This window comes from Nocardioides sp. R-C-SC26, from assembly GCF_021246465.1.
Lineage (GTDB): Bacteria > Actinomycetota > Actinomycetes > Propionibacteriales > Nocardioidaceae > Nocardioides.
Genome location: NZ_JAHRHK010000008.1, coordinates 110,647 through 130,634 on the forward strand (window position 1 = coordinate 110,647; position 19,988 = coordinate 130,634).

The 19,988-nt window shown below is 69.7% G+C and carries 20 protein-coding genes and 1 tRNA gene; 8 read left to right on the forward strand and 13 right to left on the reverse strand.

Going from position 1 to position 19,988, the window contains the following annotated elements:
* On the forward strand, positions 1-345 hold a 345-nt coding region (locus tag KSO97_RS09520), incomplete at its 5' end, for an inorganic phosphate transporter (RefSeq protein WP_232678249.1).
* Between the two features lie 183 nt (positions 346-528).
* On the opposite strand, the gene KSO97_RS09525 is transcribed toward KSO97_RS09520, so the two are convergent.
* The 3 genes from KSO97_RS09525 to KSO97_RS09535 all read right to left on the reverse strand — a co-directional run bounded on the left by KSO97_RS09525 (position 529) and on the right by KSO97_RS09535 (position 3,322).
* The gene (locus KSO97_RS09525) at positions 529-1,326 is read right to left on the reverse strand and encodes a siderophore-interacting protein (protein ID WP_232678250.1); all 798 of its coding nucleotides are present in this window, start codon (positions 1,324-1,326) and stop codon (positions 529-531) included.
* A 57-nt stretch (positions 1,327-1,383) separates the two neighbouring features.
* Positions 1,384-1,950, reverse strand: coding sequence for a TetR/AcrR family transcriptional regulator (locus KSO97_RS09530; protein ID WP_232678251.1), 567 nt, complete (start codon positions 1,948-1,950; stop codon positions 1,384-1,386).
* 139 nt (positions 1,951-2,089) lie between these two features.
* The gene (locus KSO97_RS09535) at positions 2,090-3,322 is read right to left on the reverse strand and encodes an oxygenase MpaB family protein (protein WP_232678252.1); all 1,233 of its coding nucleotides are present in this window, start codon (positions 3,320-3,322) and stop codon (positions 2,090-2,092) included.
* A 43-nt stretch (positions 3,323-3,365) separates the two neighbouring features.
* On the opposite strand from KSO97_RS09535, the gene KSO97_RS09540 reads away from it, so the two are divergent.
* Complete coding sequence (locus KSO97_RS09540) at positions 3,366-4,055, forward strand: TetR/AcrR family transcriptional regulator (RefSeq protein WP_232678253.1); 690 nt, start codon at positions 3,366-3,368, stop codon at positions 4,053-4,055.
* A 103-nt stretch (positions 4,056-4,158) separates the two neighbouring features.
* Here the strand turns inward: KSO97_RS09540 and KSO97_RS09545 are convergent, their stop codons facing one another.
* Positions 4,159-4,905: a hypothetical protein gene (locus tag KSO97_RS09545; RefSeq protein ID WP_232678254.1), complete on the reverse strand. Its 747-nt coding sequence runs from the start codon at positions 4,903-4,905 to the stop codon at positions 4,159-4,161.
* A 216-nt stretch (positions 4,906-5,121) separates the two neighbouring features.
* Positions 5,122-5,203 (reverse strand) — tRNA-Tyr (locus tag KSO97_RS09550).
* A 121-nt stretch (positions 5,204-5,324) separates the two neighbouring features.
* On the opposite strand from KSO97_RS09550, the gene KSO97_RS09555 reads away from it, so the two are divergent.
* The 3 genes from KSO97_RS09555 to KSO97_RS09565 are packed head-to-tail and all read left to right on the forward strand — an operon-like array spanning position 5,325 to position 6,756.
* A complete protein-coding gene (locus KSO97_RS09555; protein WP_232678255.1) occupies positions 5,325-5,816 on the forward strand; it encodes a YajQ family cyclic di-GMP-binding protein in 492 nt (163 codons plus the stop codon).
* Positions 5,813-6,289, forward strand: a complete 477-nt coding sequence (locus KSO97_RS09560; protein ID WP_232678256.1) for an SRPBCC family protein — start codon at positions 5,813-5,815, stop codon at positions 6,287-6,289. The genes KSO97_RS09555 and KSO97_RS09560 overlap by 4 nt, the downstream gene beginning before the upstream one ends.
* Positions 6,286-6,756 (forward strand): SRPBCC domain-containing protein, encoded by a 471-nt coding sequence (locus tag KSO97_RS09565; protein ID WP_232678257.1) that lies wholly within the window; start codon positions 6,286-6,288, stop codon positions 6,754-6,756. Before KSO97_RS09560 ends, KSO97_RS09565 begins: the two co-directional genes overlap by 4 nt.
* 274 nt (positions 6,757-7,030) lie before the next feature.
* Here KSO97_RS09565 and KSO97_RS09570 read toward each other — a convergent pair whose 3' ends face one another.
* Genes KSO97_RS09570 through KSO97_RS09585 form a run of 4 tightly spaced genes read right to left on the reverse strand, consistent with a single transcriptional unit; the run spans position 7,031 to position 10,766 of the window.
* A complete protein-coding gene (locus KSO97_RS09570) occupies positions 7,031-8,011 on the reverse strand; it encodes a sulfate/molybdate ABC transporter ATP-binding protein (protein ID WP_232678258.1) in 981 nt (326 codons plus the stop codon).
* Positions 8,008-8,823 (reverse strand): sulfate ABC transporter permease, encoded by an 816-nt coding sequence (locus KSO97_RS09575; protein ID WP_232678259.1) that lies wholly within the window; start codon positions 8,821-8,823, stop codon positions 8,008-8,010. The genes KSO97_RS09570 and KSO97_RS09575 overlap by 4 nt, the downstream gene beginning before the upstream one ends.
* Complete coding sequence (gene cysT, locus KSO97_RS09580) at positions 8,816-9,709, reverse strand: sulfate ABC transporter permease subunit CysT (RefSeq protein WP_232678261.1); 894 nt, start codon at positions 9,707-9,709, stop codon at positions 8,816-8,818. Before cysT ends, KSO97_RS09575 begins: the two co-directional genes overlap by 8 nt.
* 7 nt (positions 9,710-9,716) lie before the next feature.
* The gene (locus KSO97_RS09585; protein WP_232678262.1) at positions 9,717-10,766 is read right to left on the reverse strand and encodes a sulfate ABC transporter substrate-binding protein; all 1,050 of its coding nucleotides are present in this window, start codon (positions 10,764-10,766) and stop codon (positions 9,717-9,719) included.
* A 307-nt stretch (positions 10,767-11,073) separates the two neighbouring features.
* On the opposite strand from KSO97_RS09585, the gene KSO97_RS09590 reads away from it, so the two are divergent.
* Complete coding sequence (locus KSO97_RS09590; RefSeq protein ID WP_232678263.1) at positions 11,074-13,020, forward strand: 2-oxoacid:acceptor oxidoreductase subunit alpha; 1,947 nt, start codon at positions 11,074-11,076, stop codon at positions 13,018-13,020.
* A complete protein-coding gene (locus KSO97_RS09595; protein ID WP_232678264.1) occupies positions 13,017-14,117 on the forward strand; it encodes a 2-oxoacid:ferredoxin oxidoreductase subunit beta in 1,101 nt (366 codons plus the stop codon). Before KSO97_RS09590 ends, KSO97_RS09595 begins: the two co-directional genes overlap by 4 nt.
* Positions 14,118-14,262: 145 nt before the next feature.
* Here the strand turns inward: KSO97_RS09595 and KSO97_RS09600 are convergent, their stop codons facing one another.
* The gene (locus KSO97_RS09600) at positions 14,263-14,718 is read right to left on the reverse strand and encodes a hypothetical protein (RefSeq protein ID WP_232678265.1); all 456 of its coding nucleotides are present in this window, start codon (positions 14,716-14,718) and stop codon (positions 14,263-14,265) included.
* Positions 14,719-14,820: 102 nt separating this feature from the next.
* Between KSO97_RS09600 and rarD the strand changes: the two genes are divergently transcribed.
* The gene (rarD, locus tag KSO97_RS09605; protein ID WP_232678266.1) at positions 14,821-15,732 is read left to right on the forward strand and encodes an EamA family transporter RarD; all 912 of its coding nucleotides are present in this window, start codon (positions 14,821-14,823) and stop codon (positions 15,730-15,732) included.
* A gap of 112 nt (positions 15,733-15,844) precedes the next feature.
* On the opposite strand, the gene KSO97_RS09610 is transcribed toward rarD, so the two are convergent.
* From KSO97_RS09610 to KSO97_RS09620, 3 genes are read right to left on the reverse strand one after another with little or no spacing between them, the layout of a single operon-like run.
* Positions 15,845-16,837, reverse strand: a complete 993-nt coding sequence (locus KSO97_RS09610) for a polyprenyl synthetase family protein (RefSeq protein WP_374198490.1) — start codon at positions 16,835-16,837, stop codon at positions 15,845-15,847.
* A gap of 47 nt (positions 16,838-16,884) precedes the next feature.
* Positions 16,885-18,468: an NADH-quinone oxidoreductase subunit NuoN gene (gene nuoN, locus KSO97_RS09615; protein ID WP_232678267.1), complete on the reverse strand. Its 1,584-nt coding sequence runs from the start codon at positions 18,466-18,468 to the stop codon at positions 16,885-16,887.
* A gap of 1 nt (position 18,469) precedes the next feature.
* Positions 18,470-19,981 (reverse strand): NADH-quinone oxidoreductase subunit M, encoded by a 1,512-nt coding sequence (locus KSO97_RS09620; protein WP_232678268.1) that lies wholly within the window; start codon positions 19,979-19,981, stop codon positions 18,470-18,472.
* Positions 19,982-19,988: the final 7 nt, after the last annotated feature.

Below are 19,988 nucleotides of genomic sequence, written 5' to 3' on the forward strand. Positions count from 1 at the left end.
GGGCCCGGGGCGGGCCCGCCCCCCGCCGGCCCCTACGCCGGCGGATGGCGCATCATGCGGACGCTCGGACGTCGCATCATCCACCTCGACCCGGCACGCGGCTTCGCCGCCGAGACGGTGGCGGCCGGCGTGCTCTACACCACCGCGTTCGCCTTCCACGCTCCGATCTCGACCACGCACACCATCACCTCGGCCGTGATGGGCGCCGGCGCGACCAAGCGGTTCTCCGCGGTGCGCTGGGGCGTCGCTCGGTCGATCGTCACCGCCTGGGTGCTGACGTTCCCGGCCGCGGGCATCGTGGCCTGGCTCAGCTACGAGCTGCTGCACGTCGTCATCCCCGTCTGAACGGTCTCGGCCGGCCGAGCCACCGGAGCCACGCTGGTGGTTGAGGAGGCCCGACGGACGAGGGCCGTCACGAGTCCTCCGGTCTCGACCCACCCGGTCTCGTGACCGGTCGCGGAGCGACCTCCTCGACCACCACACCAGCTGAGTCGCTGACGAGCGGCCTCCTCGTCCACCCGCGGCGGGTCAGGGGGTGTCGTCCTCCATCGCGCGCACGAAGTCGCGCTTGACCTGACGCCATGCCTCGTCGGTCATGGTGCGACGCCAGTACGGCGAGCAGGACATGTCGGCGCGGGTGAGGCCCCGGTCGGTCAGCAGATGCTTGCGCACCCCGCGGATCTCGTCGGCCTCGCCGTGCACGAAGGCGTGCACCGGCCCGGGCGACCACGGCAGTGCGCGGATCGACGCCGCCAGCTGGTCGACGTCGGGCGACGCGTCGCGGTGCAACCAGAGCAGGTCGACCTCGGCGGGCGAGACGAGCTCGATCTCGTGCTCGGGTCCGTCGCACACGACCCGGACGACGGCGCGTGCAGTCGGGGCGAGTACCTCCAGCGAGGCTGCGATCGCCGGGAGCGCGGACTCATCGCCGGCCATCAGGTGCCAGGCGGCATCCGCGGCCGGGCGGTACCCGCCGCTGGGCCCGGAGAAGACGAGGACATCGCCTGGCCGCGCCGACGCGGCCCACGGCCCGGCAGCGCCGTCGTCACCGTGGGTCACGACGTCGACGGTGAGCAGCCCTGCGGCCTCGTCCCACGCCCGCACCGTGTAGCGGCGACGGGCCGGCCAGAACTCGGCCGGCAGCGTCGCGCGGACCTCGTCGACGTCGAACACCGGGCCGTAGGGCGCCTCCGCCGGCGGGATCGCGACGTTGATGTAGGAGTCGGTGTCACCGTTGACCGCGAATCCTCTGAGACCCGTGCCTCCGAGCACGATCCGCACCATGCGCGGGGCGATCCACGCGACGTCCTCGACCTCACCGTGCATTCCGGTTCCTCCCCTGGGACGCGAGTCCGGCGGCCTCGAGCGGGCCGCCGTCCACGATCAGAGTAGGCGCTCGACGATGGCGCGCAGCGCGGCCCGCAGCTCGCCCGCGTCCAGCCCGCTCAGCCGCGGATCGCCGACGGCGCGCGAGACGCCGTGCAGGACCAGCGCCGCCTCGAGCAACTGCGTCGATGTCGGCTCGGGCCCCGCGAGCGCGTCGTCGATGCGGGCGCGCAACCCGCACCACTCCGGATGGGTCTCGGCCACCCGGACCAGGTCGGGGTCACCGATCAACGCCGAGATCACTCGGCGTTGGGCCACGGCCACATCGACGATCCCGCGCGCGGCAGCACGCCGGCGCGGCAGCCCGGCTTCGTGCTGCTCGACGCTCTCGATCAGCCCCTGCCAGGCCTCCAGGAGCGGCTCGAGCAGGGTCAGCGCGATCTCGTCCTTGGCGTGGAACTGGTGGTAGACCGCCGCCTTGGTGACGCCGACCCGGTCGGCGATCAGCTGCAGGGACGTCGAGGCGAAGCCACGCTCGCCGATCAACTCCATCGCGGCGTTCAGGACGCGCTCGCGACCCTCGCCGCGACGTCCGCGGACACCGGAGGGCCGCCCGACCTTCATGCCGGCTCCCTTCGCTCGATCGCGGCGCCAACCGCGCACTGATTGCTCGGGGCGTCGCGAGTCTGACACCGAATGTCGTCCTGCGGGAGCACGCGCCCCGGACTCGGTCCCGAGATGTTCTCCCGGACCCGTCAACCCATCACGGAGTCAGCTTCAGATGCGCCACGTCCCGGCTCCCGACGCCGAAGTAGCGCCGCATGATCCGCGCGCGGATGCGGTCGCCCCAGTCGTCGAGGCCGCGGCGACCCCACGGCGTCCGGTAGCGCCAGGTGTTGGCGAGGCCCACCGCGAGGTGCGCCCAGGGTGGCCTGCGTGGGAGCCCGAGCTCGCGCATGCTGTGCGGTCCGAGGAAGACCGTGAGCATGGAGAGCAGGCGCTCGCGCTGATAGCGACCCCGCAGCCGGCCGAGGTTCTCGTAGTGCAGGCGTCGTTGGGCGTCGACGATCGCCTGGGCGAGCTGCGGGCCGGCGTCGGAGAGGTCGGCCTGAGCCAGCAGGAGGTGGTAGTTCAGCCGGTGCCGCTCGCGTTCGGAGTCGACCAGGAACTCCTCCTCGACGCCCATCAGCCAACCGACGTACTTCCACAGGTGCATCACGGCACGGGAGTCGTCGCGACTCACCGGCACGCCGAGCGCCCGCGCGCCGATGAGCAGGACGCCGTCGAAGAGGCCGAGCGTGGCCGCCTGGTCGGCGTTGTTGATCGGCAGACCCCAGCGGGCGACGTCCCACTGCGGCGTAAAGCTCTCGTTCACCAGGGCATGCATGGCACGCACGTGCACGGTCAGTCGCCACGCCTCGCCGCCGCGCTCCAGACCGCCGGGCACCGACAGCGTGGTGGCCCAGTACTGGGTCTCGGCGAGGCGGCGCACCGTCATGTCCCCGGTGAGGCCTCCCGTGGCGACGAGCAGGTCGGTCGGCCCGCCGAAACGGTAGCCGCCGATGAGGGAGAGCTGCTGCAGCACGTCGCCCGCGTTCTGCCCGAACCGGTGGTAGACCCGCTGACCGCGTGCAAGCAGATCCGGGTCCACCCAGGACGGCGTCGCCTCGACGACGTCGAAGAACTCCCGCAGCGCGGGCGGTGAGTCCGCGGTCACGCCGTCGCGCAGGGCGGAGCGGAACTGGTCCATCGTGACGCGCCCCGGCTCTCCCGCTCGCGAACGCATCGCATGTGCGAGGCGCGCTCCGGGCTGGTCGCAGGTGGTGAAGGCGAGACCGATGCGGTGCATCAGCTCCTCGTCGACCTCGCTGACGCGTGCGACGGCGCGGAGCGGACGCCCGAGACGTCGTCCGCGCGCCTCGGCCTCGCGGTGCCGGCTCGGATAGGGGGCCGACGCGACATCGGTGCTGGCCGTCGGCTGCGGGGCGGCGTTCATGGGGCAAGCCTGACGCGAGTCATCACTCGCATACAATTCGCGTATGCGGAGGACCCCTCGCCAGGCCAGGTCGCGCGCCATGGTCGATCGGATCGTGGAGGCGGGCCGAGCGGTGCTGGTGCGCGACGGGTACGACGGCTTCTCCACGAACAGGATCGCCGCCCAGGCCGGCATCAGCCCCGGCTCGCTGTATCAGTACTTCCCCGACAAGGCCGCGATCCTGGCCGTCGTCATCGAGCGATGGTCCTCGGAGGTCAGCGACCGGGTCAGCGCCGCACTCGCCGATCGGGTCGGCGAACGCGACCCCGCCATGCTGCGCCGGGTGCTCGACGCCCTGCTCACCGCGCTCGAGGACGACGCCGCCCTGCTGCGGGTGGTGATGCAGGAACTGCCGTCGGCACGGAGCCACCCCGGACGGCTCGCACTCGAACGCCGGGTGCAGGAGATGACGGCGGCCTTCCTCGCGGGGTCGGCTCTGGCCCACCCGGCTCGGGCGCAGGGGACCCCGGCCTCACTGGGTCTCGAGACGGTCGCAGAGCGACCTCCTCGACCACCGGCGACGCCGGGCGCCCCGGGCCCGGTCGCCGTCAGCTGGGTGCTGGTGCTGGCCGTCGAGCAGCTCGCGGTGCGGTGGGTGCTCGACGACGACCCGCCACTGACCCGCGAGCAGATCGTGATCGAGATGGAGCGGCTCTGCTCGGCCTACTTCCTGGCCAGCCTCGGCACGCGTTGACCGCGACCGACCTTCGACGACGTGTTCGCGCATGCGACAGCGCCGCCCACCCGGGTCGGGGTGGACGGCGCTGCGCCGTGGAACGAGGGCCCTGGCTGCTCGATCAGGGAGCCGGCGTGTAGTCGCTGGAGTCTCCGGCGATCACGACGTAGAACCGCTTGCGGGCGGTGTTGGTGGTCACCGTGCCGTCGCTGTTGCGCGGGCTGACCACGAAGCTCTGCGCGTTCTGGGCGTCGGCCGGGGCGCAGTTGGTCGGGATGCCCGCGCCGCCGGTGAAGTTGCACCGGCTGACCGAGATCTCGCCGGAGAACTCCGGGTTGGCGTCCGCTGCCGCTGCGCGACCGTTGGTCACACCGTCCCCGTTCTGGTCGACGGTGTTCTGCAACGCGACGACGGCGAAGATCGCGTTGTTGGAGAGATCCTCGCCGGCGTTGATGTAGACGTTGCCGGCAGCGCGCAGCGAGTTGTCGGGAGCAGGCGCGACCGCCGTGTTCGGCAGGGTCGGGTAGGCCGCGACCATCGTGAACCCGCCCGACTGTGCCGAGATCGTGCCGTCGGCCTCGACGAGCGCCCAGCGGCCGACGCCTGCAGGGCCGGCCGGACCCTCGGGACCGGCAGGACCCTGGGGACCCTCGGGGCCCTCGACCGGGTCGGACTTGAACAGGCGCGCGTTGAGGTCGCGCGGCTTGATCGAGCCATCCTTGATCTTGTTCGAGGTGACCGCGTTGTTGGCGATGTCCTTGGTCTGGATCTGGGTCGCCGCGTAGGAGGTGCCTCCGAGCGCGACCACGAGGGCCGCGACCGAGACGGTCATCGGAGCGGAGGGACGCTTGAGGGGGAGCTTCGGCATCAGGTGGGACCTTTCCGAGGGGCGCCGCGCGCGGGCGACGTCGAGAGCGGCGCTACCCCTGCCGGACAGCGCCCGTACCCCTCCTTCGGAGACGCAGGTCACACGGATTGGTCGAAACCGCATTCATGCGGCGAGTCGATCGATCCCGCGCTCCACGACGCCCTCCGGGGAAAAGCACGAAGCCGCGGGGGCCGGATCGCGGCTCCGCGGCTTCGGTGGCAGGTGCTGGATTCGAACCAGCGTAGGCTGTGCCGGCTGATTTACAGTCAGCTCCCTTTGGCCGCTCGGGCAACCTGCCGGGGTGTCGACCCGTGGGCGCTCGCCGGGGCTGGGTGAGCCTGGCTTGGCCGGTGGGCAACGACGCGAAACAATACCGCAGCGAACCCCCCATCCGAGAATCGTTAGGAACCCTCTGCGCCATGGCCGACTCCTCGTTCGACATCGTGAGCAAGCTCGACCGCCAGGAGGTCGACAACGCCCTGGGGCAGACCGCTCGCGAGATCGCCACCCGCTTCGACTTCAAGGGCACCGGCGCCGAGATCGAGTGGAAGGGCGATGAGGCGATCGAGATCACCGCGTCGGCCGACGACCGCGCGAACGCGGTGCTCGACGTCTTCAAGCAGAAGCTGATCAAGCGCAACCAGTCGCTGAAGATCCTCGAGGCCTCCGAGCCCCGCCCCTCGGGTCAGCAGTCGAAGATCGGCATCACGTTGAAGGAGGGCATCTCCTCGGAGAACGCCAAGAAGATCTCCAAGCTGATCCGCGACGAGGGCCCCAAGGGCGTCAAGGCGCAGATCCAGGGCGACGAGCTGCGCGTGTCCTCCAAGAGCCGCGACGACCTCCAGGCCGTACAGACGCTGGTGCGCGAGCAGGACTACGACTTCGCCGTCCAGTTCGTGAACTACCGATGAGCGCCACCTCCGTCGCTGCCGATGCGACCGGCAGCATCGAGATCGCGGCGTCGCCCGACGACGTCTACCGCCTGCTGACCGACCTCGACAGGTTCGCCTCGGTGACCGAGGAGACCACGACGATGCGCTGGACCGGTGGCGCTACCGGCGCAGCTCCGGGCGCGTCGTTCTCCGGCGCGAACCGTAACGGCTGGCGGCGCTGGTCGACGGCGAGCATCGTCACCGATGCCGACGCCGGGCGGCGGTTCGCCTTCGAGGTGACCGCGCCCGCCGGTATCACGGTGGCGCGCTGGCAGTACGACCTCGAGCCGACGGCGACCGGGTGCCGCGTCACCGAGAGCACCTGGGACCGCCGTCCGGCCTGGTTCGTGAAGCCGGCCGGCATGATCACCGGCGTCTCCGACCGCACGTCGGGCAACGCCGCCAACATCGAGGCCACGTTGACCCGGCTCAAGGCGGCGCTCGAGTCGTGAGCACACAGCCGTCGGCGAGCATCGAGATCGACGCTCCCCTCGATCTCGTCTGGCAGATCATGCTCGACACCGACGAGTACGGGGCCTGGAACCCGTTCGTGTTCCGAGCCGAGACGCCGACGCCGGCGCAGGTGGGCAATCCGATCGTCCTGCACGTGCGGTGGCGCAACGGCCGGACCACCAGATCGCCCGAGCGCATCACCGCGATCGAGCCGCCGGTGCGACACGACGGCACCACGACCGCCCTGCTCTCCTACGTCTACGAGGGCCTGCCGGCCAAGCTCGGCCTGGTCCGCGGCATCCGGCACCAACGCCTGACCCAGATCGACGGCGGTCCGACGCACTACGAGACCGTCGAGGAGTTCTCCGGTCCGCTCGTGCGGTTCGCCGGGCCCGACCGGGTCGCCGACGGTTTCGCCCGCCATGCCGCCGGTCTCAAGGAGCGCGCCGAGGCGCAGGCGAGCTGACCTGGTCGCCCGCCAGGGCGCCGGCCTCCAGGCCGCGCGCAGCGCGGCTCGCACGCTGACGAGAGCGGTCCCTCACCCCGAGTGAGCGGTGACGTGGCGAGAGTTGGGCGGGGGCGGCGGTGTCGCGGTGAGGAAATGCCGCGCCCGATTCCTCACCACCTCACCGCCGCCCCGCCGCACCCCCAGCAGAACCGGGACTCACTCACCACCACCCCGGCCGGCCCGCCCACGACGACGATGGACGGGCGCGGCCAGCGGATGGCGGCGCGAGGCCTCAGGCGGGGACGGGCTGCGTGGCGACCACCGTGGTGGCGCCGACTGCCGGCGTCAGCCAGACGGTGCCGCCCTCGACCAGGCCCAGCTGCTGGGCGTGGGTGCGAGTGAGCTCGACCTTCACCTCGGCGTCGTCGGCCGTCTCGACGCTGAGCCGCACCTCGAATCCCACGCGCAGGACCCGGGTGATCCGCCCCTGGACGGCGCCGGGCCGGCCGGGCTCGACGTCGATCTCGATGTCGTGCGGCCTCAGCATGAGGCCTCCGAGCCGGGTGACATCGCCCAGGAACCCCATCACGAAGTCGTTCGCCGGGGTGTCGTACAGGCTGTCGGGGCTGCCGACCTGCTCGACGCGACCATCGTTGATCACCACGATCTCGTCGGCGACCTCGAGGGCCTCCTCCTGGTCGTGGGTCACGAAGATCGTGGTCACGTGCACCTCGTCGTGCAGGCGCCGCAGCCAATCACGCAGCTCCTTGCGCACCTTGGCGTCCAAGGCGCCGAACGGCTCGTCCAGCAGCAGCACCGTCGGCTCGACCGCGAGCGCGCGCGCCAGAGCCATGCGCTGGCGCTGTCCGCCCGAGAGCTGGGACGGCAGTCGGTGCGCGAACTGCGAGAGGTGCACCAGGTCGAGAAGCTCGGCCACCTTGGCCTGGACGTCCTGCTTGGGGCGCTTGCGGATCTCGAGTCCGAAGGCGACGTTCTTCGCGACGGTCATGTGCTTGAACGCGGCGTAGTGCTGGAACACGAACCCGACGTTGCGCTTCTGCGGCGGCAGCTTCGTGGCATCGCGGCCCTCGATGTGCACACTGCCGCTGTCGGCGGTGTCGAGGCCAGCGATGATCCGCAGCAACGTGGACTTGCCGCCGCCCGAGGGCCCCAGGAGCGCGGTGAGCTGCCCGGTCGGCAAGGTGACGGAGACGTTGTCGAGGGCGACGAAGTCGCCGTACTTCTTGGTGACGCCGGTGACATCGATGCTCATCGGGCGTGTCCTTCCTTGGGACGCAGAATGGAGACCACGACGATGCAGAGCACGCTGACGAAGGCCAGCACGAACGAGACGGCGTAGGCCGACTGCTGCTCGAAGCTCTGGTACTGCGACTCGACGATGAGGGTCGCGGTCTGGGTCTGGTTGACGTAGTTGCCCGACACGATCTTGACCGCACCGAACTCACCGAGGCTCCGAGCGAGGCTGAGCACCACCCCGTAGACCACCGCCCACTTGATGCTGGGCAGCGTGATACGCCAGAAGACCTGGCGCGCGTTCGCGCCGAGGCTGCGGGCAGCCTGCTCCTGCTCGTCGCCGATCTCCTGCAGCACCGGCACGACCTCGCGGATCACCAAGGGGAGCGCGACGAAGCAGGTGGCCATGATCATGCCGGGACCACTGAAGATGATCTGGACGCCGTGCTCCTCCAGCCAGGTGCCGAACCAGCCGGTGCGGCCGTTGTAGACCAACAGCAGCGAGAGGCCGACGACGACCGGGGAGACCGATAGCGGCAGGTCGATCAGCGCGGACAGGATGCGCTTGCCGGGGAAGCGATAGCGCACCAGCAGCAGCGACATGCCCACACCGAAGACCAGGTTGATCGCCACGGCCTGCAGCGCGACCTGGGCGGTGAGCGACAGTGCGCGCACCACCTGCTCGTTGGAGAAGATCGAGAGGAACTCCCCCACACCTTCGGCGAAGGCACGCTGCACGATCAGGCCGACCGGCCAGGCCACCAGGAAGAACACGTAGCCGATGACGACGGTGCGCATCAGCCACTTGGTCGGGGTCGAGAGCTCAACCACGGCGGCTCACCCGCCTCTGGATGAGGTCGAGCAGCACGATCACCACGAGCGCCACGAACAGCATCAGGCTCGCGATCGCCGCTGCCGACGACGTCGAGCCGTTCTCGATGAACGTCAGGACGCGCACCGAGACGACCTCGGTCGAGAACGGCTTGTTGCCGCTGAGCAGCACCAGCGACCCGTACTCCGCGATCGCGCGGGCGAACGAGAGCGCGGCGCCGGCCGCGATGGCCGGGGTGAGGCTCGGCAGGATGATCCGCCGGATGATCGTGCCGCGGCTGGCGCCGAGCGAGGCCGCGGCCTCCTCGACGTCCTTCTCGAGCTCACCGAGCACGGGCTGCACGGTGCGCACGATGAACGGCAGCGTGACGAAGGCGAGTGCGAGGAACACCGCCTGCGGGGCGTAGGCCCAGTCCAGCCCGATCGGACTCGACGGGCCGAAGAGTCCGAGCAGCACCAAGCCGGTGACGATCGTGGGCAGCGCGAAGGGGATGTCGATGATCACGTCGAGGATCGCCTTGCCCCAGAACCGGTCGCGGACCAGTACCCAGGCGATCATCGTGCCCATCACGATGTTCACCGCCGTCACCAGGAGCGCCTGGCCCACCGTCAGCTGGACGGCGGCGAGGGTCTGCTCGTTGGTGATCGTGCGCCAGTAGCCAGACCATCCACGTTCGGAGGCCGTAACGACGATCGCCGTGAGCGGGATCAGCACGAGAAGGCTGAACCACGTCAGGGCGATGCCGAGTCCCAGAGCCGAGCCGGCACTCAGCGTGTTGCCGCTGGCAACACGCGAGGTCGGCCGCCCGCCACGCGCGGGCCGGCGCCCCCGCCCCCGCCCAGCGGGCGGGGTGGGGCGGGCCGTGGCGTCGAGCGTCGAGCTCACGCCTGACCTACTGGGCGTCGGAGCCGGACTTGGCGATCAGGTCGGGGATGATGCCGACCGGTCCGCCGTCCTCGCCGTCGGCGAAGAACTTGTCCGCCGCCGCGGCCCATCCGCCGAAGTCGTCGTCGATGGTGAACAGCTGCGACGGCGTCGGGAACGGGTCGGCCGGGTCGTTGGCACCCTCGACCTCGGGAACCTCCACGCCGTCCACGCCGACCACGGGCCGGAATCCGAACGAGGCGTAGATGGCCTGGGCCTCCGGGCTCAGGATGAAGTCGAGGAACTCCTGCGCGCCGTCCTTGGCGTCGGTCGTGACCGCGGCGGGGTTCTCGATGAGCAGCGTGTCCGGCGGGACGACGTAGTCGATGTCCTCGCCGTTCTGCTTCGCGAGGATCGCCTCGTTCTCGTAGGAGAGCAGCACGTCCTGGTTGCCCTCGACGAACGCCGAGGTCGCCTCACGGGCGCTGGCCGGCAGGGCCGGGGTGTTCTTCAGCAACTGGGTGATGAAGGCGCGGGCCTCGGCGTCGGTACCGCCGTTGCCGACGATGTGCGCCCAGGCGGCCAGGATGTTCCACCGCGCGGAGCCCGACGAGCCCGGGTTCGGCGTGATGACCTCCACGCCGGGCTTGACCAGGTCGTCCCAGGACTGGATGTTCTCGGGGTTGCCCTTGCGGACGACGAAGACCACGACCGAGGAGGTCGCGATGCCCTTGGTGGCGTTGTCCTTCCAGTCGTCGGCGACGAGGTCGGCGTCGACCAGGCGAGTGACGTCGGTCTCGAGCGAGAAGTGGACGACGTCCGCGTCGGAGCCGTTCACGACGGCTCGGCTCTGGTCGCCCGAAGGACCGTAGGAGGGGGTGAAGGTGATGTCCTTGCCGGCATCGGTGTCCTCGAACGCCTCGAACACGGGCTCGTTCGCCTTCTCCATGACGGAGAACGCGACAACGTGGAGCTGCTTGTCAGCATCTCCACCACCCGTGGACGTGCAGGCGGTCAAGGCCGGCACCATCAGCAGACCGGCGATGCCGACCGCTGCAGCCTTGATCGTCTTGTTCATGCTCAGACTCGCTTTCATCGGGCGCCCCGCGAGGGCGCTTGGGTTACTAAGTCCAGTACCGTAGTTGACTTAGTCAGTCTCAGCGAATTCATCATCAAAATGGACACGCACTGGTCCAGACCGGAGACTCGGCGCGGCGCGCCATCCGAGCACCAAGACGAGGCCTGAACCTCGAAGGCGGCGAACTAGACTCGACTCCGGTGCCGACAACCTGGACACGTGTCTGAAACTTGTTCTAGTTTTCGCGTACCCTCAGTACGATGAGTGCGCCGCAGAGGCGCAGCGATGTCGATTTTCGAGGTGGGCAGTGACCAAGCAGGTCAAGCAGCTCGACCGGGTGATCATCCGGTTCGCGGGCGATTCCGGTGACGGGATGCAGTTGACGGGTGACCGGTTCACCCAGGAGTCGGCGGTCTTCGGCAATGACCTGGTGACGCTGCCGAACTTCCCGGCCGAGATCCGGGCCCCCCAGGGCACGATCCCGGGCGTCTCGTCGTTCCAGGTGCACTTCGCCGATCACGACATCCTGACGGCGGGCGACGCCCCCGACGTCCTGGTGGCGATGAATCCGGCGGCGCTGAAGGCCAACGTCGGCGACCTGCCGAAGGGCGCGACGATCATCGTCGACACCCATGACTTCACCAAGCGCAACCTGGACAAGGCCGGCTACGACGTCAACCCGCTGGACCTGCTCGGCGACAGCAACGACATGCTCGGCGACTTCAACGTCCAGCCGGTCGACCTGACCGGCATGACGGTCGAGGCGGTCAAGGAGTTCGGCCTTACCCGCAAGGACGCCGCCCGCGCGAAGAACATGTTCGCCCTGGGGCTGCTCTCCTGGATGTATGGCCGCCCGACCGAGGGCACCGAGAAGTTCCTGAGCAAGAAGTTCGCCAAGAACGAGCCCGTCCGCGACGCCAACCTGACGGCGTTCAAGACCGGCTGGAACTACGGCGAGACCACCGAGGCGTTCGCCGTCCAGTACGAGATCAAGCCGGCCGCGCTGCCCTCGGGCACCTACCGCAACATCACCGGCAACCTCGCGCTGTCCTACGGCCTCATCGCCGCCGGCGTGCGATCGGGCCTGCCCGTGTTCCTGGGGTCCTACCCGATCACTCCCGCATCCGACATCCTCCACGAGCTGTCCAAGCACAAGGCGTTCGGCGTCACCACTCTGCAGGCCGAGGACGAGATCGCGGGCGTGGGCGCCGCGATCGGTGCCTCGTTCGCGGGCCACCTCGGCGTCACCACGACGTCTGGCCCCGGCATCGCGCTGAAGGGGGAGGCGATCGGCCTGGCGATCATGACCGAGCTGCCGCTCGTCGTCGTCAACGTCCAGCGTGGTGGCCCCTCCACGGGCCTGCCGACCAAGACCGAGCAGGCCGACCTGCTTCAGGCGATGTTCGGCCGCAACGGCGAGGCACCCATGCCCATCGTGGCACCGCAGTCCCCCGGCGACTGCTATACCGCCGCGGTCGAGGCAGCGCGGATCGCCGTCACCTACCGGACGCCGGTGATGCTGCTCTCCGACGGCTACCTCGCCAACGGCTCCGAGCCGTGGCGCATCCCCGCCTTCGACGAGCTTCCCGAGATCGACCCCGCCTTCGCGACCGAGCCGAACCACGAGCTCACCGACGCCGACGGCACCGTCACCGGCACCGACTTCTGGCCCTACCTGCGCAACGAGGAGACCCTCGCTCGGCCGTGGGCCATCCCGGGTACGGCCGGGCTGGAGCACCGTATCGGTGGTCTGGAGAAGGGCGAGGGCCACGGCAACATCTCCTACGACCCGGCCAACCACGACCTGATGGTGCGCACCCGCCAGGCGAAGGTCGACCGGATCGCGGAGTCGCTGCCTCCTCTCGAGGTCGACGACCCCTCGGGCAGGGCCAAGGTGCTCGTGATCGGCTGGGGCTCCACCTACGGTCCGATCGGCGCGGGCTGCCGCCGGGTTCGCAAGGCGGGCTACGACGTCGCCCAGGTGCATCTGCGCCACCTGAACCCGTTCCCTCGGGATCTGGGCGACATCCTCAAGCGCTACGACAAGGTGCTCGTGCCCGAGATGAACCTGGGCCAGCTCTCCACGCTGTTGCGCGCGAAGTACCTCGTCGACGCCGCCGGCTACAACATGGTGCGCGGCCTGCCGCTGAAGGCGGCCGAGCTCGCCGACGCGATCGGCGCGCTCGTCGCCGCGGCCGAGGGCATCGAGGTCAACCTGCATCCCGCCGGCACCGACATGGAGGCCATCTCATGACGACCATCGATCTGGGGACGCCGGGCCTGCGCTCGGGCACCGAGCTGATCCCGACCTTCCAGGGCGAAGGCGCGCAGACCGCCAAGGAGTACACCTCGGACCAAGAGGTCCGCTGGTGCCCCGGCTGCGGTGACTACGCGGTGCTCAAGGCCGTCCAGTCTTTCCTCCCCACCCTGGGGCTGCGCCGCGAGAACATCGTGTTCGTCTCCGGCATCGGCTGCTCGAGCCGCTTCCCCTACTACCTCGACACCTACGGCATGCACTCCATCCACGGACGTGCGCCCTCCATCGCGACCGGCATCGCCACCGCGCGTGAGGACCTCTCCGTGTGGGTCGTCACCGGCGACGGTGACGCGCTCTCGATCGGTGGCAACCACCTCATCCATGCGCTGCGTCGCAACATCAACATGACGATCCTGCTGTTCAACAACCGGATCTACGGCCTCACCAAGGGCCAGTACTCCCCCACCTCCGAGGCGGGGAAGATCACCAAGTCCACCCCGATGGGTTCACTGGACCACCCCTTCAACCCGGTCTCCCTCGCACTCGGCGCCGAAGGCTCGTTCGTGGCGCGCACGATCGACTCGGACCGCAAGCACCTCACCTCGGTGCTCCAGGCCGCTGCCGCCCACCGCGGGACCTCGCTCGTGGAGATCTACCAGAACTGCCCGATCTTCAACGACGGCGCCTTCGACGCCATCAAGGACGCCGACACCAAGCAGGACGCGATCATCCCGCTCGTGCACGGCGAGGCCATCCGCTTCGGCACCCCCGACGAGTCCGGGCTCGGCACCAAGGGACTGATCCGTACGGCCACCGGCAGTGTCGAGGTCGCCGACGTCGCCGAGGCGGGGGCCGACAACATCCTGGTCCACGACGCCCACAACCCCGACCCGTCGACGGCCTTCGCGATCAGCCGACTCACCGACTCCGGCTACCTCAACCAGTCACCCATCGGCATCTTCCGCCAGGTCGAGCGGCCCACCTACGACGACCAGGCCCGCGCCCAGGTCAACACGGCCCGCGACAACGTCACCGGCACCGACGCCGAGCGCCTCACCGCGCTCATCCACGGCGGAGACACCTGGAGCGTCTAGCGGACCGGGAGGGACGACCGGGCCCCGTCACAGACGCGGAGGTCGAGCACGCCCCGCGACCCACCCGCCTCATCACAACGGCACTGGGCCGGACTCCTCACGGAGTCCGGCCCAGTGCCGTTGGACGATGCCGTCCGCCGTCAGCTCAGGGCGTGGGGCAGGGCGAGCTCTGCACGCGCTTCTTGCACGTCACCCAGATGTCGCTCTTGGCGTTGCCGACCCGAGCGCGCCAGGCCAGGCTGCCGGTCCGCGGGGCGTACACGCGCACCTCGTAGCGCCCCTTCTTGATGGAGGCCTTCTTCCAGCGCTTGAAGTTGCAGGTGCCCTTCGACGGGTTGCACTTGGTGCCGCGATCGATGATGACCGGACCCTTCGGGGGCGTCACGTTGCCCACGAGGAAGAGCTTCCCCTTGCGCTTGACGACCTTGATGCCGACCTTGCGCTCGGCGCGCCGCTCGGCCGTGGCGGTCGCGGAGGCGGACGCCGTCCGCGCGCTGGTGGCGTCGGCGTTCTCCGCCGACGCGCCGGGCGTGGCCACGAGTGGCGTGGTCAGAAGAACGAATCCGGTGATGAGCGCCGCGATCAGGCGGATGCCTCGCATGGGGGACCTTTCGTCGAAGTGGTGACGTCCCCATCGTTGCCCGTTGTCGGCGGCGGCGAAACCCGGGCGCGGAGTTCGACCGGTACTCGATAGGTTCAGGCCGTGCCACCTGCCCGTCACGGACTCTCCTACGGCGTCGCGGCCTATCTGCTCTGGGGCATGTTCCCGCTCTACTGGCCGCTGCTCGAGCCGGCCGGCCCGGTCGAGATGCTCGGCCAGCGGATCGTCTGGTCGACGCTGACGATGGGCGTCCTCGTCGTCGCCCTCCGGCGCACCGCGCAGTTGCGTGCCATCCTTCGCGACCGACGCGTGATGCTGCTCCTGGTCGTGGCAGCGCTGACCGTGACGTCGAACTGGGCGACCTACATCTACGGCGTCACCAACGAGCGCGTGGTGGAGACCTCGCTCGGCTACTTCATCAACCCGCTGGTCACCGTGCTGCTGGGCGTCGTGGTGCTGGGAGAGCGGCTGCGGCCGCTGCAATGGGTGGCGGTCGGCGTCGGCTTCGCCGCCGTGGGGGTTCTCACCTGGGACTACGGCCACCTCCCCTACGTCGCCCTGGTGCTCGCCTTCTCCTTCGGCACCTACGGTCTGGCGAAGAAGTCCGCCAATGTCGGCGCGATCGAGAGCCTGGCGTTCGAGACCTCGGTGATCGCGCCGTTCGCCGCTGCCTACCTGGTCTGGCTGACCGCGACCGGCGGATCGCACTTCGGCACCGAGGGTGTGGGGCACGCCGCTCTGATGGTCTCCTCGGGCCTGATCACAGCGGTCCCCCTGATGCTCTTCGGCGCCGCCGCCACGAGGCTGTCACTGGTCGCGATCGGTCTGCTCCAGTACCTGGCACCGATCATCCAGTTCGCACTCGGCGTCGTCGTCTTCGACGAGGCGATGCCGACCGGACGCTGGATCGGCTTCGCCCTGGTCTGGGTGGCCCTCACGCTCTTCACCGTCGAGGCGATCCGACACCGACGCCGACAGATCGCACTGACGGTCGCCACGGCGGCCGCGGCGTGATCCGATCCGCGCGCCGCGCGGTCGTCGACAATCGCGGTCATCGAGCCTGCCGAGATGCGGTGAGGGTCTCGACAAGCTCGACCACCGCGGAGGCTCGACCACCGCGGAGGCGTCAGGCGGTGCGGTGGGCGACGAGGTCGGCGAAGTCCTCCAACGCCTGGCGCACCGAGCCCGGCGGCAGGACGGCGAGCAGGCGCTTGGCCTCCTCGGCCTGCGCGACGACGTAGTCGCGCGCCTGCGTCAGGGCCGGGTGACGGCGCAGCAGCTCCAGCGCCTCCTCGACGTCGGCGTCGTCGGTGATCGGACCGGCGAGCAGAGCGTGCAGGCGCGCATCCGCCGGATCACCGGATGCCTGTGCCATCAACGTCGGGAGCGTCGGCACGCCCTCACGCAGGTCGGTGCCGGGCGTCTTGCCGGACTCCTCGGTCTCCGAGGCGATGTCGAGGATGTCGTCGCTGAGCTGGAACGCGGTGCCGACGAGCTCGCCGTAGGCGGTGAGCGCCTCCTCGATCTCCGCGGAGGCACCGCTGAAGCGGGCGCCATAGCGAGCGGAGGTGGCGATCAGCGAGCCGGTCTTTCCGGCGACGACGTCGAGGTAGTGCTGCAGTTCCCGGCCGGGCTCTGGCTTCACGGTCTCCAGGATCTGGCCCTCGACGAGACGGGTGAACGTCTCCGCCTGGATGCGGACGGCGTCCGCTCCGAGCAGCGCGGTCAACTCCGAGGACTTCGCGAACAACCAGTCGCCGGTGAGGATCGCGACGTGGTTGTCCCACCGGGCGTTGGCGGAGTCGGCGCCGCGCCGCAGCGCGGCCTCGTCCATCACGTCGTCGTGGTAGAGCGACCCGACGTGGGTGATCTCGACGACGCAGGCTGCCGTGACGACGTCGGGCGAGTCCGGCGTCAGGCCCGCCTCCGCCGCCAGCAGCACCAGGAGGGGCCGGAACCGCTTGCCGCCCGCCGACAGCAGGTGCTGAGCGGCCTCGGTCACGTAGGGCGCGCGGCTCTCGGCATGTCGGAACAGGTCGGCCTCGACCTGGCCCATCCTCGACGTCAGGCGAGCCGCGAGCTCCGCATCGGCGATCGGCAGCGCGAGATCGAGTGGCATCGTGCCGCTCGAGCCGTCCGCGCCGTCGGCAGAGCCCCCAGTCGTCCTCACCTGATGAAGTCTCCCGCATTCGCCGCGAGGTCGAGCACAGGGCCCGGAATGACGCCGAGCACCACGGAGGCAACCGCACACACGGCGACCGTGGCGGTCGTGAGCGGAGCCGGCGCGGTGACCGCGGCGACGTCGCCCTCGGGCTCGGTGAAGAACATCAACCGGATGTAGTGCACGTAGAAGTAGATCGCGATGATGCTCGCCGCGATCGCGACCAGCACGACCGGCCACGCGCCGGCGGCCATGGCGACGGTGAACACCGACCACTTGCCGATGAAGCCGGCCGTGAGCGGGAGGCCCGCCATCGAGAGCAGGAAGAGCATGAAGGTCGCAGCCACCAACGGCGAGCGCTTGCCGAGGCCGGCCCACCTCGGGAACGCGGGCGCCTCGCCGTTGGCGTCGCGCACCACCGTGACGAGCGCGAAGGCGCCGACCGTCGCGAAGCCGTAGGAGGTCAGGTAGAAGAGCACAGCCTGCAGGGAGGTGATCTGGCCCTCGGCGAGCTCACCGGGGCCCTGGATGCCCAGGATGCCGACCAGCAGGAAGCCGGTGTGAGCGATCGCGGAGTAGGCGAGCATGCGCTTCACGTCGGTCTGGACGACGGCGAGGATCGCGCCGACCAGCATCGTGAGGATGGCGACGGCCCAGATCATCGGCTGCCAGTCCCAACGGTCGGCACCGAAGGCCACGTAGAACAGACGCGCCAGCGCACCGAACGCGGCGATCTTGGTGCCGGCGGACATGAAGGCGGTGACCGCAGTCGGGGCCCCCTGATAGACGTCCGGCGTCCACGACTGGAACGGCACGGCCCCGACCTTGAACAGCAGGCCGACGGAGAGCATCGCGATGCCGATGAGCAGCAGCGGCTTGTCGCCGCTGTTGTTCACCACGGCCTCGTGGATCGCGGCGAAGTCCATGGAGCCGGCGTACCCGTAGATCAGCGCCACGCCGTAGAGGAAGAACCCGGAGGAGAACGCGCCGAGGAGGAAGTACTTCATCGCCGCCTCCTGGCTGAGCAGGCGGCGACGACGCGCCAGGCCGCACAGCAGGTAGAGCGGGAGCGAGAGCACCTCGAGCGCCACGAACAGCGTGAGGAGGTCTCCGGCAGCCGGGAAGAGCATCATGCCGCCGACGGCGAACATCAGCAGGGGGTAGACCTCGGTGTGCGCGAGGCCCTGGTGGGCCGACTGGCGCTCGGCGTCGGTGCCCGGCAGCGCCGCGGCGTTGCCGGCGAACGCCGAGACCCCGGCCTCCACCCGACGGTCGGCGAACAGGGCGACCCCGGCCAGCGCGAACACGAGCACCAGACCCCAGAGGTAGACGCTCGGACCGTCGACGACGACCGAGCCCTCGGCTCCGACGACTCCGCGGCCGTTGCCCGACTCGGTCAGCTCGGTGCCGACCCAGATCGTGGCGCCGAGAGCTGCGATGACGCCGATCCCGGCCAGCGCTACCTGGAGCAGGTGACGGCGGGCGCGGGGCACGAAGGCCTCCACGATGACGCCCAGGCAGGCGACGCCGAAGACGATGAGCAGCGGCGAGAGCTCGCCGTACTCGATGGTGGGCTTCACGAACTCCATGTCAGTGGCCCTCTCCGGACTCGTGCGATCCGCCGCCCGGCGCAACCGCCGGGGCGTCGTCGGTGACGCCGACGTGCTGCATCAGGTCGTCGATGTAGGGGTTGCTCGCGTCGAGCAGCGGCTGGGGGAAGAACCCGAACAGCACCAGCGCCACCATCAGCGGAGCGACAGCGAGGATCTCGCGCTTCCCGGCGTCCGGCGTCGAGGCAACGTCGTCCGGCGTCGGGCCGGTCATGATGCGCTGGTAGGCCCAGAGCACGTAGATCGCGGCGAGCACGATGCCGCTGACCGCGATGGCGCCGACCCACCAGCGGTAGTCGAAGGCCGAGAGCAGCACCAGGAACTCGGAGATGAACGAGCTCAGGCCGGGCAGACCCAACGTCGCCAGACCGGCGACCAGGAAGAGGCCCGCAAGGATCGGCGTCGCCTTCTCCAGTCCGCCCATCTCGCTGATCAGCGTCGTGCCGCGGCGCTTGATGATGTAGCCCGCGATCAGGAAGAGCGCCGCGGTGCCGACCCCGTGGTTGACCATGTAGATCACCGCGCCGGAGCCGCCCTGGCTGCTGAAGACGAAGATGCCGAGCACGATGAAGCCGAAGTGGCTCAGCGAGGTCAGACCGATCAGTCGCAGCACGTCGTCCTGGCCGATCGCGACGAAGGCGCCGTAGACGATCGAGATGAGCGCCAGCGCGATCACGACCGGCGTGGCCCACTGCGAGGCCTCGGGGAAGATCCCCAGACAGAAGCGCAGCATGCCGAACGTGCCGATCTTGTCGAGCACGCAGACCAGCAGCACGCTCGTGCCGGGCGTCGCCTTCTCGGTGGTGTCGGCGAGCCAGGTGTGCACCGGGAACAACGGCGCCTTGATCGCGAAGGCGATGAAGAAGCCCACGAAGAGCCAGCGCCCCGCCTCGGTGCTGATGTCGAGCTCGGCCAAGTCGCTGAGCAGGTAGGACGGCGTGCCCTGCTGCGCGGAGACGACGTAGAGGCCGATGACCGAGGCCAGCAGCACCAGGCCGCCGGCGAGCTGGAACATCAGGAACTTGATCGCCGCGGCGCTGCGCCCCTCGCGGCCGAAGCCGCCGACCAGGAAGTAGGCCGGGATGAGGGTGGCCTCGAAGACCACGTAGAAGAGGAAGACGTCGGTGGCGCAGAAGACCGCCAGCGACAGCGCTTCCAGCGCCAGGATCCAGGCGTAGTAGGCCTTCGGGTTCTCACGCCCGCCGTCCCACTCGGCCACCAGCACGATCGGGACGAGGACCACGGTGAGCAGCACCATGAGCAGGCCGAGCCCGTCGAGACCGAGCGCGTAGTGCACGCCCAGTGCATCGATCCAGGTGTGGGTCTCGGTGAACTGCATGCCGCCGTCGACCTCGTACCGGAGGGCGATGACGCCACCGAGCACGAGAGTCGCCGCGGAGACGGCGAGGCCCACGGTGCGGGCGATCGTGGCCGGCAGGAATGCCAGGGCGACGGCGCCGACGAGGGGCACGAGGATGAGTGCGGTCAGCATCGGCCGA